Origin of the sequence: Paracoccus albus (assembly GCF_027913035.1) — a bacterium.
In the GTDB taxonomy this organism is placed as follows: Bacteria; Pseudomonadota; Alphaproteobacteria; order Rhodobacterales; family Rhodobacteraceae; genus Paracoccus; species Paracoccus albus.
Window position 1 is genome coordinate 1 of sequence record NZ_CP115777.1, and the last position, 14,646, is coordinate 14,646.

At 59.5% G+C, this 14,646-nt stretch carries 14 protein-coding genes; 3 read left to right on the forward strand and 11 right to left on the reverse strand.

Translation table 11 applies throughout. The features are described 5' to 3' along the window. The first annotated feature begins 107 nt into the window (after positions 1-107). A complete protein-coding gene (gene repC, locus PAF20_RS17645; protein ID WP_271073588.1) occupies positions 108-1,319 on the forward strand; it encodes a plasmid replication protein RepC in 1,212 nt (403 codons plus the stop codon). 300 nt (positions 1,320-1,619) lie between these two features. On the opposite strand, the gene PAF20_RS17650 is transcribed toward repC (PAF20_RS17645), so the two are convergent. Then, positions 1,620-2,377, reverse strand: a protein-coding gene (locus PAF20_RS17650) for an IS5 family transposase (protein ID WP_271073589.1) whose coding sequence is annotated in 2 segments (ribosomal slippage) — positions 1,620-2,041 and positions 2,041-2,377 — 759 coding nt in all. Because the reading frame shifts where the segments join, the coding sequence is not laid out codon by codon here. Between the two features lie 1,076 nt (positions 2,378-3,453). After that, positions 3,454-4,155, reverse strand: coding sequence for an IS6 family transposase (locus PAF20_RS17655; protein WP_271073590.1), 702 nt, complete (start codon positions 4,153-4,155; stop codon positions 3,454-3,456). Between the two features lie 224 nt (positions 4,156-4,379). Here PAF20_RS17655 and repC (PAF20_RS17660) point away from each other — a divergent pair, with 224 nt between their 5' ends. Then, a complete protein-coding gene (gene repC / locus PAF20_RS17660; RefSeq protein ID WP_271073591.1) occupies positions 4,380-5,648 on the forward strand; it encodes a replication initiation protein RepC in 1,269 nt (422 codons plus the stop codon). A gap of 237 nt (positions 5,649-5,885) precedes the next feature. Here the strand turns inward: repC (PAF20_RS17660) and PAF20_RS17665 are convergent, their stop codons facing one another. The 5 genes from PAF20_RS17665 to PAF20_RS17685 form a co-directional block, all read right to left on the reverse strand. Beyond that, positions 5,886-6,464: a recombinase family protein gene (locus tag PAF20_RS17665; protein ID WP_271073592.1), complete on the reverse strand. Its 579-nt coding sequence runs from the start codon at positions 6,462-6,464 to the stop codon at positions 5,886-5,888. A 142-nt stretch (positions 6,465-6,606) separates the two neighbouring features. Beyond that, positions 6,607-6,822: a hypothetical protein gene (locus PAF20_RS17670; RefSeq protein ID WP_271073593.1), complete on the reverse strand. Its 216-nt coding sequence runs from the start codon at positions 6,820-6,822 to the stop codon at positions 6,607-6,609. Further along, positions 6,822-6,983, reverse strand: a complete 162-nt coding sequence (locus tag PAF20_RS17675; protein ID WP_271073594.1) for a hypothetical protein — start codon at positions 6,981-6,983, stop codon at positions 6,822-6,824. Before PAF20_RS17675 ends, PAF20_RS17670 begins: the two co-directional genes overlap by 1 nt. Positions 6,984-7,033: 50 nt before the next feature. Next, positions 7,034-7,453, reverse strand: a complete 420-nt coding sequence (locus PAF20_RS17680; protein ID WP_271073595.1) for a type II toxin-antitoxin system VapC family toxin — start codon at positions 7,451-7,453, stop codon at positions 7,034-7,036. Continuing rightward, the gene (locus PAF20_RS17685) at positions 7,453-7,701 is read right to left on the reverse strand and encodes a type II toxin-antitoxin system VapB family antitoxin (RefSeq protein WP_271073596.1); all 249 of its coding nucleotides are present in this window, start codon (positions 7,699-7,701) and stop codon (positions 7,453-7,455) included. The genes PAF20_RS17680 and PAF20_RS17685 overlap by 1 nt, the downstream gene beginning before the upstream one ends. Positions 7,702-7,827: 126 nt before the next feature. Here PAF20_RS17685 and PAF20_RS17690 point away from each other — a divergent pair, with 126 nt between their 5' ends. Continuing rightward, on the forward strand, positions 7,828-9,024 hold the full coding sequence (locus PAF20_RS17690; protein WP_271073597.1) for a DUF1173 family protein: 1,197 nt from the start codon (positions 7,828-7,830) through the stop codon (positions 9,022-9,024). Here PAF20_RS17690 and PAF20_RS17695 read toward each other — a convergent pair. The 4 genes from PAF20_RS17695 to PAF20_RS17710 all read right to left on the reverse strand — a co-directional run bounded on the left by PAF20_RS17695 (position 9,018) and on the right by PAF20_RS17710 (position 14,594). Continuing rightward, on the reverse strand, positions 9,018-9,698 hold the full coding sequence (locus tag PAF20_RS17695) for an SOS response-associated peptidase (RefSeq protein WP_271073598.1): 681 nt from the start codon (positions 9,696-9,698) through the stop codon (positions 9,018-9,020). The genes PAF20_RS17690 and PAF20_RS17695 overlap by 7 nt on opposite strands. A 1,177-nt stretch (positions 9,699-10,875) precedes the next feature. Then, a complete protein-coding gene (locus tag PAF20_RS17700) occupies positions 10,876-12,069 on the reverse strand; it encodes an IS91 family transposase (protein ID WP_271073622.1) in 1,194 nt (397 codons plus the stop codon). Positions 12,070-12,081: 12 nt separating this feature from the next. Then, entirely contained in the window at positions 12,082-12,969 is an 888-nt protein-coding gene (locus PAF20_RS17705; protein ID WP_271073599.1) for a tyrosine-type recombinase/integrase, read from the reverse strand. A gap of 236 nt (positions 12,970-13,205) precedes the next feature. Then, positions 13,206-14,594, reverse strand: coding sequence for an IS1182 family transposase (locus PAF20_RS17710; protein WP_271073600.1), 1,389 nt, complete (start codon positions 14,592-14,594; stop codon positions 13,206-13,208). Positions 14,595-14,646 lie beyond the last annotated feature (52 nt).

A 14,646-nucleotide genomic window follows, 5' to 3' on the forward strand; every position in this document is an offset into this window, starting at 1 on the left:
CTACAAAATCTCAGTTTTCGCACTTCTGAATGTAGCGTTCTGGCCCCTACCCCGCAAGCGCAAAGCGATTCGCGGGCCCTAGATTTTTTGTCTTCGTGGACATTTTCATGGAGTACACACCAATCTCGCCGTTTATGCGGCCGATTTCCCACGCCCATTTGCGCGTCATTGAGCGACCCGAGGCATCTGTTCCAGCCAGACCCGTTAACAAGTGGGAACTCCTGCGCGAGCTCTCCAAGGCGCAAGCGGCCTTTGGGGTCTCGGAACGTGATCTGACGGTTTTGCAGGGGCTCCTCAGCTTCTTTCCGGACGATGCGCTTGGCGGGAACGCCGAGATGGTCGTCTTCCCCTCGAACAAGGCGATCTGTGAGCGCCTGAATGGTATGCCCTGCTCCACGATGCGTCGTCACCTCGCGCGTCTTGTCGAGGCTGGCTTGCTCCAGCGGCGTGATAGCCCCAATGGGAAGCGTTACGTCCGCAAGCACGGCGAAGATCGCGTTGCCTTTGGCTTCGATCTTTCCCCGCTCTACTGTCAGTCCGAGGAGATCGCACGGGCCGCAGAGGCCGTACGTGAGGGTGAGGAGCGCGTCAGGCGCCTGAGAGAGGTCGTAAGCCTCATGCGACGCGATCTCGCGGCCCTCGCCGAGTTCGGAGACGAGATACAACCCGGCCTAGGCTTCTGGGATCAGCTTCGCGACAAGGCTGCACTCACAGCCCGCGCGCTTCGCCGCAAGCTTTCAATTGAGGACCTCGCGGCCTATCGAGCCGACCTTGAAGCTCTCCTTGATCAGGCACGCAACATCATTGATGGCCCAGAAACAGAAGAAATGAACACCAATGATGCCCGTTCTGAGCGTCACCATCATAATTCAAATAAAGAATCTATAGATCTTGAACCTGCTTTAGAAAAAAGCGGGGTGGCGGCGGGTGTGCCAGACGTGGACACGGATGAGCCTGTGGCTGACGTCGATGAACAGGACACAAGACACCTGCCAAAGATCCCGCTCCACCTGGTGATCGCGGCATGTCCCTCGCTTAAGACCTTCTACCAAGGTGAGATCCGGCATTGGCATCAGCTTTTCGATGCGGCGTGCCATGTGCGGCCAGCCATGGGGATTAGTGCGTCTGCATGGGAAGAAGCACAGCGGTTCATGGGTCCGGAGCAAGCGTCGATCGTCGTTGCTGCCATGCTGGAACGCTTCGCCGACATAAGATCGCCTGGTGGATACTTGCGAGCTCTGACTGCCAAAGCTGCGGCAGGCGAGTTTTCCTGTGGCCCAATGGTCATGGCATTGATTGGCCGGCGGAACGCGGCTTAACAGCTGTTAAACTCCGATCGCGTGCGGCTGGCATGGCAAAACTTAACAGCTGTTAAGTAGGCTCTCGGCACACAAGCGGTGTTCGAGAGAAAAAAGTTAGGGGGTTAAGGTGTGGCAGTATTTGAGACCGTGAAAGAGGCTTTCGCCTTCGTCGCGGCAAAGATCTGATGACGAGGGCATCCCGATCATCATGGTAAGATCTCAGCTGGTGACCATAGCTGCTAGTAGCGCAAAGGCGGCTAGCGAAGAACATACAGAGTGTTGCGCTGCAGCCAACCTAGGCTCCAGACTCATTGAGTTTCAGAGCCAAAAGAGGACTGTCGCGGCCAATGCAATGGCGGAAAGGAAGGTCTCCGGACAGCGGTCATATCGGGTCGCAACGCGGCGCCAATCCTTCAGCCGTCCAAACATGATCTCAATCCGATTGCGGCGTTTGTATCGGCGTTTGTCGTATTTCACAGTCTTCTTACGGGACTTTCGACCCGGAATGCAAACCTCTATCCCTTTGTCTTTGAATGCTTCTCGCAGCCAGTCGGCATCGTATCCCCGGTCCCCCAGGATCCAATCCGCCTTCGGCAGGCCGTCCAGCAGGGCCGCCGCACCGGTATAATCGCTCACCTGTCCGGCCGACATGAAGAACCGGATTGGCCGGCCCTTCGCATCTGTGACGGCATGCAGCTTGGTGTTTATGCCACCTTTCGTGCGACCTATCTGTCGCGCGCGCCCCCTTTTTTCACCGCCAAGCTGGAGGCTGTGCGGTGTGCTTTCAGGTAGGTGGCGTCTATCATGATTGTCTTGGTCTCAGCGCCTTCGGCCGCCAGACCCATCATGATCCGGGCGAACACCCCATTGTCGCTCCAGCGCTTCCAGCGGTTGTATAGGGTCTTTGCCGGTCCGTATTCCCTCGGCGCGTCGCACCATCGCAACCCATTGCGATTGATGAAGATTATTCCGCTCAGCACACGCCGGTCATCCACCCGGGGCCGGCCATGCGATTTTGGGAAGTAAGGTTCAAGGCGCGCCATCTGCGCGTCAGTCAGCCAGAAAAGGTTGCTCATTGATCAGTCTCCTTACGGAGCCTGAATCACGCCAAACAACCAAAATCAATGGGTCTGGAACCTACGCAGTTGCTCGCCTCCGCGGCCCCTGCCCTTTTCGATGTCTGAGATCTGATGATGAATACCCTTAACAATTGGCTCTACTCTATCCGGCGCCTGCTGACGGCGATTTGGAACCTGGCCTCGGATATTCGCTTGGCCTTCATCGGTGCTAATGCCTGAGAGGTAGGTTGTGGATGTCTGTTGCATGATATCGTGGCTACGGGCCGTAGCGCACAAGGAGCAGACGATCGATGGTTGCCAAAACCGTTTGACCAAGGGCTCGATCCTCGAATTCCAGCGCGCGGGGAAGGGGAGCCGGTAACTTCTCAGTCACTTCGATAATGGCGACATGGCCAGCGAGGCAATCGGTTCCTCAAGCGCAGCAGCTGGTTGCCAGCGGTCCCGCGTTCCACTGATTTGGTCGTAGTGGACGGCGAGGATATCACGGAACAGCGGGTGCAACTCAATCTCTTGATTTCATGACACCCGAACTCTTCAAAAGAGTGCTTTGATGTTGGCTGCGGAATGATCCGATCCATCCGGTGGATGAAAAAGATTTAATAACAATGGGTTATTGTGTTTTAGTGTTCGCAATGAGAAATTATGTCCATAACAGCCATCATTGACATGGTTTCCCTTTCCAGGGTGCCGATCCGCTACATCGGCGGGAAGCCAAAGCATCAGAACGCTTTATGAAGAAGTTGGCAGTTGCGGGCCGATTGAGCGGTTGGGGCAATCTCGTGAAGAAGGAGCCGCCACAGGTCTAGCCGATGGGGCCTGTGGAAGTTCTGATCCCGTCGTACCAGTACAGTTCGGTGGCGGTTGGGTGTTTCATGGGTTTGGTCCACGAAAAGTAAAAGTGTTCTTCGGGTTTTGTGACTGACGGATGAGGGCCTTTGGGGTCCCTCAGATGGGTCTGGGCCGGGTTCCGGTCTTCCGATCCTGATGAAGGGCATTCCCATGCAAACAGGTGTCTTGCGCGGGTGTTGTCACGTTAACCGAAGGGTTGGCTGGCAAGGCCGTAAATGAAGGTCTTAGGCGATGCTGGCTGCTACTTTCCACATGCGGAGAGCTTCCATCCGGTGGTAGCGAATGGTCAGGGCGGCGCGTCGGCGAGCTGGAACGGAGAAACAATTGCGGACGGCTGAATGGATGGACACGAAGCGTTGCAGGCCGCCTGGCGAGCGATGACCCTGCATCACGCGCTCTCGCTTTCGGAACGGTAAATGGCTGTTCTCGGCACGATTGTTGAGCCCCTTATGCGACCAGTGATCCAGATCGGGCAGGAGTTCGCGCTTGGCCGCGCCATATGAGCGGAGCTTGTCCGTTATAATCCGCTTGGGAACAGACCCCGCGCGTTTCATCAGCTTGCGCAAAAGCCGTTTGGCGGCCCGTTTGTCCCGCCGGGACTGGAGGATCTCGTCCAGAACAACGCCGCGTTGATCAACGGCGCGCCAGAGCCAGAACGTCTTGCCGGAAATCTTCACCACGACTTCGTCAAGATGCCAGATGTCGCCGGGGCGGCGCTGGCATCGCCGCAAGTTCCTCGCGATCTGCGGCCCGAATTTGGCCGTCCAGCGCCGAACCGTTTCATAGGAGACGTCGATGCCACGTTCGAGCAGCATCTCCTCAACCTCCCGCAGGCTCAGATTGAACCGGACGTACAGCCAGACCGCGTGGGCAATGATCGAAGGCGGGAACCGGTGCCGCTTGTAGCTGATGGAAGGTGTCTGCATCGCCGTGACCTACGTAGCAAACAGCAAGGAGGCAATCGCTACCCGATTAACGTGACAACTCCGGCGGGGGGGCTTAGAACCAAGGTCTACCAAACCTCAGCACCTTCAACTCTTAAGGTCTGTTCTAGCCTCTCCGAACATCGAGATCAACGAAAAAACGCGCTTGCGCGAACAATAAGGTCTTGCCCGGACGCCCCGTCTTTCAAAAAGAACGGAGCAGTGACATGACAATGAACCATGCGGCGCATGCCGCCCCCAGACCATCCCGGCCCGTGCTGCCTGATGGCATCACGTTCAATCACTTGATCGAGCTGATCGAGCGCCACGCACGCGCAGCATTCGGCCTCGGCCTTGCACGGCGCGATGCGCTCTTGCGCATGATGCGTGCTACGTCTGTGCACGATTGGACCGATCCGGATCGCGATCCGGTCTGTTTTCGGGCGCAACAGGATCTTGCCGCCGAGCTCGGCATCACGGATCGCGCCTTGCGCAATCATGAGCGGCAATTACAAGCCTGTGGGCTGATCGAGATCGACACGGCCGCTGATGGCCATCGCTCCGGTGTCGAGCTGGCCGGCGGTCGTCGTCTTGGGATCAATTTCGCCCCGCTGATCACCTGCGTCCTCGATCTCGTTAGACTCGACGCCGCACGCCAAGCGGAACAGCGTCGCTTCCAGGCGCTGCGGCTCGAATGCTCGGCCGCAAAGCGCGATGTTCGCCACGCAATCGAGCGGCTGATCGAGGTCGACCCCAAGAACGCCATCCTCGCATCCGCATTGCAAGATTTCGCGCGATGGCCCCGCCGCTATGCGTCGTTCCGCAGTATCGAGGCGCTTGAGGACCATCTTCAGGAGATCAGCAGAAACCGTGATCTGCTGTTAGAAATGCTGTCATGTCAGGAGAAATCTTCCGGCGTGACGGAATCCCAGGTTCCGGCGATCTTAAATACAAGGATAAATATATCTGAATTCTGTAGCGGTTCCTCCGCCAAGATAATACAGACGGCCCGCAAGCGGTCCGACGACAATTATGCCATGCCGATGCCTATCGGCACCGGCGATTGCAGAGAAAAAGATGATCTTCGGCCGGGCGACGGGCGCAAGCCGGCACTAACAGAGACATTCACGCCGGATCAGCTCTATCGGATGGCCTCAGATGACATGCGCCTTTACCTTGATGGGGTCTGTCGACCAGGAGATGCGCTGATAAACCACCATTTCGTCAAAGCAGCCATCACGATCTTGCCGGATCTCGGGATACACCCGACCGCATGGGATGCCGCCGCTGAAACCATGGGTAATCTCGCTGCCGCCCTGACTGTTCTGGTTATTGACGCCAATCGTTTCCGCGACGTTGATCCAGTCCGCAAGCCCGGCGCCATGCTGTGTGCCATGACGCGGATCGCGGCGCGCGGCGGGCTGAACCTGCACGGCAGTCTCATCAGGCTCAAGCAGTGGAAAATCTATGGACAGCGCGACGCAAGAAAGGTCTGAAATGCTAGGTTTCACTGCCTCGGCCATCGAACCTGACGGCCGGCCCAGGAAGAGCGCATGAAAGCCCGCAGTCTGAAAGCAGACGAGCGGACGCCGAAGCGCCCGCCCTCACCTTCGCAGCCATCGGCGTCCCCGCCTGTACTGCTTCGCCAGCATATCTGGTGGGAAAATGGCAATCAATTAGGATTACGAAGGCAGTTCTCGCACAGGCTGACGCTCGATACTTGCGTCTCGCTTTCAGCCCGTGCTGCCGGCGACGTTGGTCTTTTCCTTCAGTGCCGCATAGAGGGCAGTTTTCCCGATCTTTACCCGCGCTGCCGCCTCACGCACCGTCAGTCCAGAGGCGATGAGCTGACGGGCCCGTGCGATCCGTTCTGGTGTGACGACCGCCGGCCGGCCGCCTTTTCGTCCCCTGGCGGCCGCGGCGGCCAGCCCCGCATTCGTCCTTTCCCGGATAAGATCCCGTTCGAACTCGCCAAGGGCGCCGAAGATGTGGAAAACCAGGCGGCCAGTAGGCGTGGTCGTGTCGATGTTCTCGGTAAGGGACCTGAAGCCGACACCGCGCTTTTCCAGATCGGCAACGGTTTGCAGCAGATGCGTCATCGAGCGGCCAAGTCGATCGAGCTTCCAGACGATGAGCGTGTCGCCTTCGCGGAGGAAGCGGAGTGCTTCCGTCAGGCCAGGACGTTCTGTCTTGGAGCCGGATACGCCATGATCGTCAAAAATCCTGGTCGCACCAGCCCCTTGGAGGGCATCGAGCTGAAGGGCCAGATCCTGACCGACAGTCGAAACGCGGGCGTATCCTATGAGTGGCATGGCATTCCGATCACAAAGAAGCGCGAGAAACGCATCAGGTCACTCAAGTTGTCCGAAAACCCGTCCGAAAATCAAGTTGTCCGATTACGCGTTGCGGCAAAGGTTTACGGACAGATTGAGAGGGTGTCCACAAAAAACACGATTAGCGGACACCTTCAGACAAGTCGAAATAGACGCTGCCAATCGGGCGGCCAGATCCATCAGTCACTTTGTGATGGCCATCTTCGTACTCGCCCTGATCCAGTTTGTCGGCTATCCGGCGCAAGGCCGCCGCCGTCCACGAGGCTACTGTCCTCTCGGCCGGGCCAGACACGTTCAGCTCGACATCGCATTTGATATGTTGCGTCAGTTCACTCATCAGTCATCCCTCTTACCGGCGAGATCTGCCAGCCTTTCGCGCTCAGCCTGCTCGCCCCATTTCTTCATCTCGGACGCCCTGTCGAAGCCATACCAGTTGGCCCAAAGGTCCACTTGATCTGCGGCGGCCTGATCCCGGTCCGTTGGTTTATCTGCGATCATTCTGAAGGAGCGCTATCAGTCGGTTGAGATTTCATCGCCGCATGGTCCTTTCAGGCCAGATCTGTCTTTGAAAAATCATTGCCTTTGTAGAGAAGCGCGACCCGATAACCTTTTGCACAGGCGTAGGAGAAGCAGTCTCCGAAATTCAGATCGGCCTCGTGCCCAACGGCCTTCCCGTAGGATTGCGCCGCCGCAAGCGCGCCTGTACCGAGAGTATCTGAGATCATCACGCTCTTAGCACGGGCTTCCTGAAAAAACAGATCGACAGCAGCCTTTGCTGCCTCGAACTGGTCGCTGTCAGGTGCCTTGTGCTTTCCTGAACGCGATCTGGCCAGGCTTACAACCGCCTCGTATCGCGCGAGCGGAGAAAACAGTGGAGGCTTGTCACTGGCAGCAAGCCGTTTTGCCAATTCGTCGGATCCAGGCTCGCGGTTCAGTATCGCCACCACCGCTGACGCATCTATGAACATCAGTAGTCGCCCCACATCGCGTCAGCATCTGCCTTCGCATCGTAGTCAGGGTTCACTGGTCCGATCTTGTCAGCAATAGCTCTCGCAGATTCAAGACGTTCCAGCAAAGGAACTTGATCCTTTGCCGCGTTGATGGCAGCCTTCAACGCAGATCGAACAGCCTCTGTTTTATTATCTGCGCCGGTCAGCCTCATAGCCTCCACAGCAAGCGCGTTAACCGCTTCATCCCTGATGAAAAGTCCCGGCATTGGTGTATATCTCTTGTGGTATATCCAGATATTCGATAATGTATATCCAGACGTTAGAATGTCAACCAGGACTTGCTTGATGATTGATTAGAACGGCGGCGACAGGGCGACAGAGGAACCCACAAAGTGTCATCGTATCGTATAAACGACTTTGAATTTTCTGCAGACGCTCCGAACTTTCAGACCATTCTCGAACGGGCCCACAGCCAGAAGCTTCGGCCCTCGTGCCTGTGCTGCCCCGCACACCCGAAAATGTATGTCGCCCTGATTGGCGGCGAATATTACCTGAAGCGCATGCCAGGAACCGGCCATGCCCATGACCCTGGCTGCGCGTCCTTTGATCCGCCGCCAGAGCTGTCCGGGCTCGGACACGTCACCGGGGCCGCAATCGTCACCGACGATGCCGGCGACACGACGTTGCGGCTCGATTTCTCACTGACCATGCGCGGCGGGCGCAGCGTGCCGGCGCCAGGCGCTGACACCGAAACGACCTCCGTCGTCGCCAATCCCAAGAAGCTGTCTTTGCTCGGCACGCTTCACTATCTCTGGGATGCCGCGGGCCTCACAAAGTGGCGGCCGCAATGGCAGCGCCGGAACTGGTGGATTATCCATCGCGAGTTGACCGGCGTGGCGCAAAATACCGGGACCAAGGCACATCCCTTCGCTTCCGTTCTCATGGTACCGCCAGTCTACAATCACGAGCGCCGAGATGAACTGGCCCTGGAGCGGCGCAGCTGGTTGCGCGGGCTGGCCCCGCAGCGCGGCAAGCCTGTCCCGCTTGGCATTGTCGTCGCAGAGTTCAAGTCGATCGAGCCGTCACAATATGGCCGCAAGCTGAAGATGAAGCATCTGCCGGATTTTGCCTTCTTCATGGACGATGACCTGGCGGCGCGCTTCGACAGGCTTTTTGCGGACAAGATCCATGCCATAGAAGCTGCAGGCGATGGGCATCTGATCCTGATTGCGACCTTCAGCATCCGCAATAACTATGCCGAGATCCGGGAGATTGCCGGCATGACGGTCAACGAACACTGGATCCCGTTCGACGGCGACCGCGAGCATCAGCTTGTTGAGGCACTGAAGGACCGCGCCTATGCCAAGTCGCTGAAATACAATCTTCAATCGTCGGCGCCGGTCGCGAATGCCCTCTTACTCGACACCGCCGAGCCAATCGCGCTCTATGTCCCGCCAGACGGGCTGTCGGCCGACGACGAGGAAACCCTGTATGATATTGCCGAGGACGGCGTTTATCAGCCGTGGTTCTGGCCGGCCGATGAAATCGAGATGCCCGCCTTGCCGGCCCCGGCTGGCGGCGGTCACTGATCCTTGTCAGATGTAATGCCGACGCCCTGTCGCACGATCCGCATTTTTTCGGCTGGATAGGGTCGAAGCAGTTTTCCGGCCTCGGATTCGGATCCGTCGAGCCAGGCATCGTAATCGCCGGGATCGAGGATCACCGGCATCCGCGTCGGGTGGACTGGCTTGACAAGCTCGTTTGCCACCGTCGTCACAACCGTATGGGTCAGCCAGTCACCCTCTTCGCCGTCGACGCCTGGCTGGCCGTCGCGCCAGAGACCAGCGAAGGCGAAGGGCGGGCGGTCGTCATCGGCTTCGGCTGCGAGGCCGAACCAGAAATCCGTTGCTGGATTTCTGCCCTTGGCCTCGCGGAACGCCGAAACCGGCACCAGGCACCGCCGGCCAGCAAATGACGACTTCCACAGGCCCGAGCTGGCCACCTTGTCGTCTCGCGCATTGTTCCAGGCGTCCGGCTTCAAGGGCCTTCCCGTCTTCGCCGAGGTCTTGGGCGTCAGAAAGCCCCATTTCATCAGCACCAGCTCACGTTCACCGTCTCCGTCAATGCGCACGACCGGCGCATCATATTTCGGCCAGATGGCTGTGCGCGGCTGTTCATTGCCGAGCCGGTCGCGCTCAGCCGCGACCTTGAACAGCCCCCGCATTGCCTCCTGCGCCGTCGTATTCGCGTACAAATTGCACATTCACGCGTCCTCGTTTCGCCAGATCCACCGCGTCACCTTCCTGACCGGACGCCTTATGGTCAAGCCTGCGGCCAGTTCTGTTGCTGACGGGACGGACCAGGACCAATTGATCCATTCCTTCGTCCGGCAGCGCGCGCAGGGAAACGGCGGGATATGGGCCTGGTGGTCGGGCCCGATCACCTCAATCAGGTCCTTCGCCCAAAACCGAGCAACGCGCCCGCATCCCGTACACTTGACCGTCAGCAGCATCCCGCTCCTCGCCTGATCGCTCAAGCGCGGGTTTCTGAACGGGTTACCTGAAGGTGATCGGGCGGGCATTCTCGGAACATATTGCGAACATATGCCGACGCGCAATGCTCGTGTCGTGAGCTGGCATGGTATCCTCCGCGTATTGCTGGTGGTCACCTAAACCGACATGCGCGATCAGGGCAGGTCATCGGTTGGCGCCCTTCCGTTCCCCACACTCTTACTCTCAATGAAACTTTTCACAATTTGAACCGCCCCGGCTTGCCCGGAGGGGCGTTTCGTTCAACGCGGAAAGCTGAAATGGGCTCGATGCGGTCATGCGGCGGCGCGGCGTGCTGGACGCCCAAGCGAGTGGGTCCGCCCGGCAGAGCGGCCCAGAGCTGCCGTTCGCCAGAGTGGCCATCGCCGCAGCGCGGCTTCCCCATACCTGACCTTCGTGGCACCGTGCAGCATCGTTCAGGGCTTCAAGGTCAGCAATGCGGGACGGAGCGGGCTTTCGCTGCGGCTGCGTTCTGCAGAGCAAATGCTACCGCTGCATAGACGTGTTGGGCGGGAACCGGACCTTCGCCGCACATCGCATGAATGACAGTGATGGTGAAGGATTTCCGATGTGGGCCGCGGTGCAAGGGTGCGGCCTGGTGTGTGGTCGGCCCGCGTTGGAAATCCTCCCAAGGTGGAAGCCGCGTGGTGCCGGGCGCTGTCTATGGGGAAAGTGTGCCGCGCGATGTGGCGACGGCCGGGTCAGAGCGTCGGCTGGCAGGGACAGGAAGGCCTCGACGGCTTGCCGGATCGGTTGGTAGTGCTGTTTTGGGAGTCGGCCGGAGCAGATGATGATGCATTTTCAGGCTGATCGCGGCAGCGGGCAAGCCGGAGGTGATCCGGCCTGCGGTCACGCGCCGGGGCATTTCTCTCGGTAATGACGGGCGCTTCGTCATGCGGCCTGCTCCCGGGGTGGCGCGCGCGATTGTGGTTTCTGCCCGCGACGGAAGATTTCGACGATGCGCATCGGGCCGCCGCAGCAGGGGCATGGTTCGCGCAGGGTGAGCGGGGCGGTCTCCGCATTGGGTGGCGGTGCCTGCTCCGGCGGATTTGCGCCGAGCAGGATCCTGATCGTCGCAATGTTGGCCTTGCGGGTGGCGCTGGCGAGCAGGCCGTAATGACGGATGCGGTGGAAGCCATCGGGCAGGACATGGATCAGGAAGCGGCGGATGAACTCGGGCGTGGCCAGGCGCATGACCTTCTGCCGGTCGCCGTGCTTGATGCGATAATCCTTCCAGCGGAAGGCCACGGTCTCGGCGTCTGCGCTGATCAGGCGGTGGTTCGAGATGGCGATACGATGGGTGTATCGGCTGAGATAGGCCAGCACGGCTTCGGGGCCGCCGAAGGGCGGCTTGGCATAGACCACCCATTCGGATTTGCGGAACGGGGCGAGCCAGGCGGTGAAGGTGCGCTCATCCGTCAGCCCGGCCAGATCGCCGTGGAATACCAACTGACCGGCCCGGTGCAGATCCCTCAGTCCGTCCAGAAACAGGCGTCGGAACAGCCGCGACAGAACCCGCACATGCAGGAAAAACCCGCGCTTGCAGGCAACCCATCTGGCGCCGTCGAACGACAGACCGCCGCCCGGTACGATCATGTGGATGTGGGGATGATGCGTCAGCGCCGATCCCCAGGTGTGCAGCACCGCCGTCATGCCGACACGGGCGCCAAGGCGCTTGGGGTCGGCGGCGATGGTCATGACCGTTTCCGCCGATGCCTTGAACAGCAGCCCATACACCGCCCCTTTGTTCCAGAACGCGACCTGCGCGATCCCGGCCGGCAGGGTGAAGACGACGTGGAAATACTCCACCGGCAGCAGGTCCACGGCGCGCGCTTCCATCCAGTCGCGCGCCGCTGGTCCCTGACACTTGGGGCAATGCCGGTTCTTGCAGCTGTTATAGGCGATATGGTGGTGGCCGCACTTGGCACAGCCCGCCACATGCCCGCCAAGCGCTTCGGTCCGGCAGGTCTCGATGGCCGACATCACCTTCAGCTGGGTCAGGCTGACATGCCCGGAATTGGCCCGCCGCCACGCGGGGCCGTATCGTCGGAAGATATCAGCGATCTCCAGCCCCGGCCGGGACACGCCCGGCACCGGTCACTCCAGGCTTCGCTTCACGGTCTGATCCTGCAACTTCGCCAGCATCTCATAGGGGCTGACGACATCACGGATCGTCTTCGTCGCGACATGGGTATACTGCGCCGTGGTAGTCAGCTTGGCATGGCCAAGCAGAACCTGGATCACCCGCACGTCCGTGTTCGCCTCCAGCAGATGGGTGGCGAAGCTGTGCCGCAGTGTGTGCAGCGTCGCGGGTTTGGAGATCCCCGCCATATGCTTGGCGGAGGTGAAGGCCCGGTTCAGCTGGCGCGGCGAGATCGGGTTGATCTTGGGCTTGCCCGGGAACAGCCAGCCCTCCGGCCGCGCCTCGCGCCACCAGTCGCGCAGCAAGTTCAGCAGGCCCGGCGACAGCATCACCTTGCGGTCTTTCCTGCCCTTGCCCTGCTCGACATGGATCAGCATCCGGTCGCTGTCGATGTCGCCGATCTTCAGGTTGCAGACCTCGGCGGCCCGCAGACCCGCGCCGTATGAGATGCTGAGCGCCGCTCGATACTTCAGCCCCGGCCCGGGCGCCGCCATCAGGATGTGAGAGACTTCCTCGACGCTGAAGACCACCGGCAGCTTGCGCGGCTCGGTGCGGAACTGCATGAACCGCTTCATATCCTCGCGCCCGCAGGTCATGCCGAAGAAAAACCTCAGCGCCACGATCCGAATATTGAACGTCGACGGCGTGACTCCGGTGTCGGTCATGTACAACTGATAGGCCCGCAGTTCCTCTGGCGTGGCCGTATCAGGCGAATGCCCGAGAAAGGCCGCGAAATCCCTGATCGCCCGGATATGCGCAGCCTGCGCCTTCTCGCCCATGCCACGGATGCGCATGTCCTCGATCATCCGCTGGCGCAGCGGTGAAATCCTCTCTTCGCCCATGAGAACCTCCTGTCTGTCGATTGAGAGGTCTCAATCGTCAGCCAGAAACAGCCGTCGCCAAATGCACCGCGATCAGATTAACGCCAGACGCCAGCCACGGACGACAGTGCCGCGGAGCGGCTTCGTCCTTGGGCGGATGCTGTTGAAAAACTCGCCAGCAGTTTCGGACTGGTTTCCACACTTCGTGTTTTTTCAGTGAGAGTTGATCGATTTGAACGGCGGTGAGATCGGGTTTCTCAGCCGACCGGCGCCGATGGGGCCGTTGTGGGGCAGAGCTTCGCCAGTTTTCGGAGGTTCTGGGCGGTAGCGGCGAGTGTAAACTCGTCTTTCACCCCCAACGGTCCCCTCAACCTGAGACGGTTGAGGCCCAGGATGCGCTTCAGATGCGCAAAGAGCATCTCGACTTTCTTGCGCCGTTTCTGAGCGTTCTCATTGAATGCGGAGGCCGTGCAGCTGCGGGCAAAGTCACGCACCATCTCGTATTTCCCGCGCTGGAGGCTGCGCGTGTCGCTGTTGGGGCAGCATTTTGCTTTCAGAGGGCAGGCCTGACAGTCTGCCTTTTTCGCGCGATACCTGCGCGGTTTCATCTCGGAGGAGACACGCTCCGGATCTGAATAATTCCTTCGCGTGTGTCGCAGATCCTTACCTTCGGGGCAGATGTAGCGGTCATTCTCATCATCCCAGGTGAAGTCGGAACGCGATAAGGTCCCGTCCGTGCGTTCGCCTTTATCGATGACCGGGATGAAGGGCAGGATCTGCCGCTTCAGGGCGATCTCGACCAGGCTCTCTTCGGATCCATAGGCTGTATCGGCAACCAGCCAGTCTGGGCGCAGGCTGAAACGCTGGGCTGTGCGGTCGAGCATTGTAAGGGTAGATCCCACCTCGGCTTGCCGCACCGATCGCGTCGCTTCGACATCCATGATGATCCCGTGGTCCGTATCGATCAGGTAATTGTCTGAATACGCGAAGAAAGCGGGCCCCTTGCGCGCGGCGGTCCACTGGCTGGCAGGATCAGCATGAGCCGTGAACTTTGGCTTTACGGGCGTGGCCGCTCCGAAAGCCTCTTCGTCAAGCGTGTCGAGATATTCGCGCACCGCCCTCGGTGCCTCTGACGGGTCGATGGAACCCGCATCCCACTTATCCTGACAGCTGGAGCTCTGCGTCTGGACATCCGCGCTGATCAGGCTGGCATCGACAGCAAAGCCGGTGCCGCCGACTAGGCCAAGGGAGATACACTGGGCGACCACCCGCTCGAAGACGCGACGGAAGATGTCGCTGTCACGGAATTTTCCATGTCTCAGCTTTGAGAAGGTTGAATGATCAGGCACCTTGTCCTCGAGGCCCAAACGGCAGAACCAGCGGTAGGCGAGGTTGAGATGCACCTCCTGACACAGGCGCCGCTCGGACCGCAGCCCCATCACATAGCCAACGACCAGCATCCGGATCATGAGTTCGGGGTCGATCGAAGGTCGGCCGGTGTGACTGTAAAAGCCGCGCATATCGTCGTGCAGACCATCCAGATCCAGAAAGCGATCAATTCCCCGGAGAAGATGGTCGGCCGGGATATGCGTCTCGAGATCAAACTCGTAGAACAACCGGGCGTGAACCTTTTGCCTTCCAAGCATCGCAAACCCTCCAATTCCCCATAATCCAATGGAATCAGAAGCATTTGCTCTG

Excerpts from the sequence above, each read along its gene's own strand:
- repC (WP_271073588.1), top strand. The coding sequence starts at position 108 with ATGGAGTACACACCAATCTCGCCGTTTATGCGGCCGATTTCCCACGCC.
- PAF20_RS17710 (WP_271073600.1), bottom strand. The coding sequence starts at position 14,594 with ATGCTTGGAAGGCAAAAGGTTCACGCCCGGTTGTTCTACGAGTTTGAT.
- PAF20_RS17670 (WP_271073593.1), bottom strand. The coding sequence starts at position 6,822 with ATGAGTGAACTGACGCAACATATCAAATGCGATGTCGAGCTGAACGTG.
- PAF20_RS17695 (WP_271073598.1), bottom strand. The coding sequence starts at position 9,698 with ATGTGCAATTTGTACGCGAATACGACGGCGCAGGAGGCAATGCGGGGG.
- PAF20_RS17685 (WP_271073596.1), bottom strand. The coding sequence starts at position 7,701 with ATGCCGGGACTTTTCATCAGGGATGAAGCGGTTAACGCGCTTGCTGTG.
- PAF20_RS17655 (WP_271073590.1), bottom strand. The coding sequence starts at position 4,155 with ATGCAGACACCTTCCATCAGCTACAAGCGGCACCGGTTCCCGCCTTCG.
- PAF20_RS17705 (WP_271073599.1), bottom strand. The coding sequence starts at position 12,969 with ATGGGCGAAGAGAGGATTTCACCGCTGCGCCAGCGGATGATCGAGGAC.
- PAF20_RS17665 (WP_271073592.1), bottom strand. The coding sequence starts at position 6,464 with ATGCCACTCATAGGATACGCCCGCGTTTCGACTGTCGGTCAGGATCTG.
- PAF20_RS17680 (WP_271073595.1), bottom strand. The coding sequence starts at position 7,453 with ATGTTCATAGATGCGTCAGCGGTGGTGGCGATACTGAACCGCGAGCCT.
- PAF20_RS17675 (WP_271073594.1), bottom strand. The coding sequence starts at position 6,983 with ATGATCGCAGATAAACCAACGGACCGGGATCAGGCCGCCGCAGATCAA.
- repC (WP_271073591.1), top strand. The coding sequence starts at position 4,380 with ATGACAATGAACCATGCGGCGCATGCCGCCCCCAGACCATCCCGGCCC.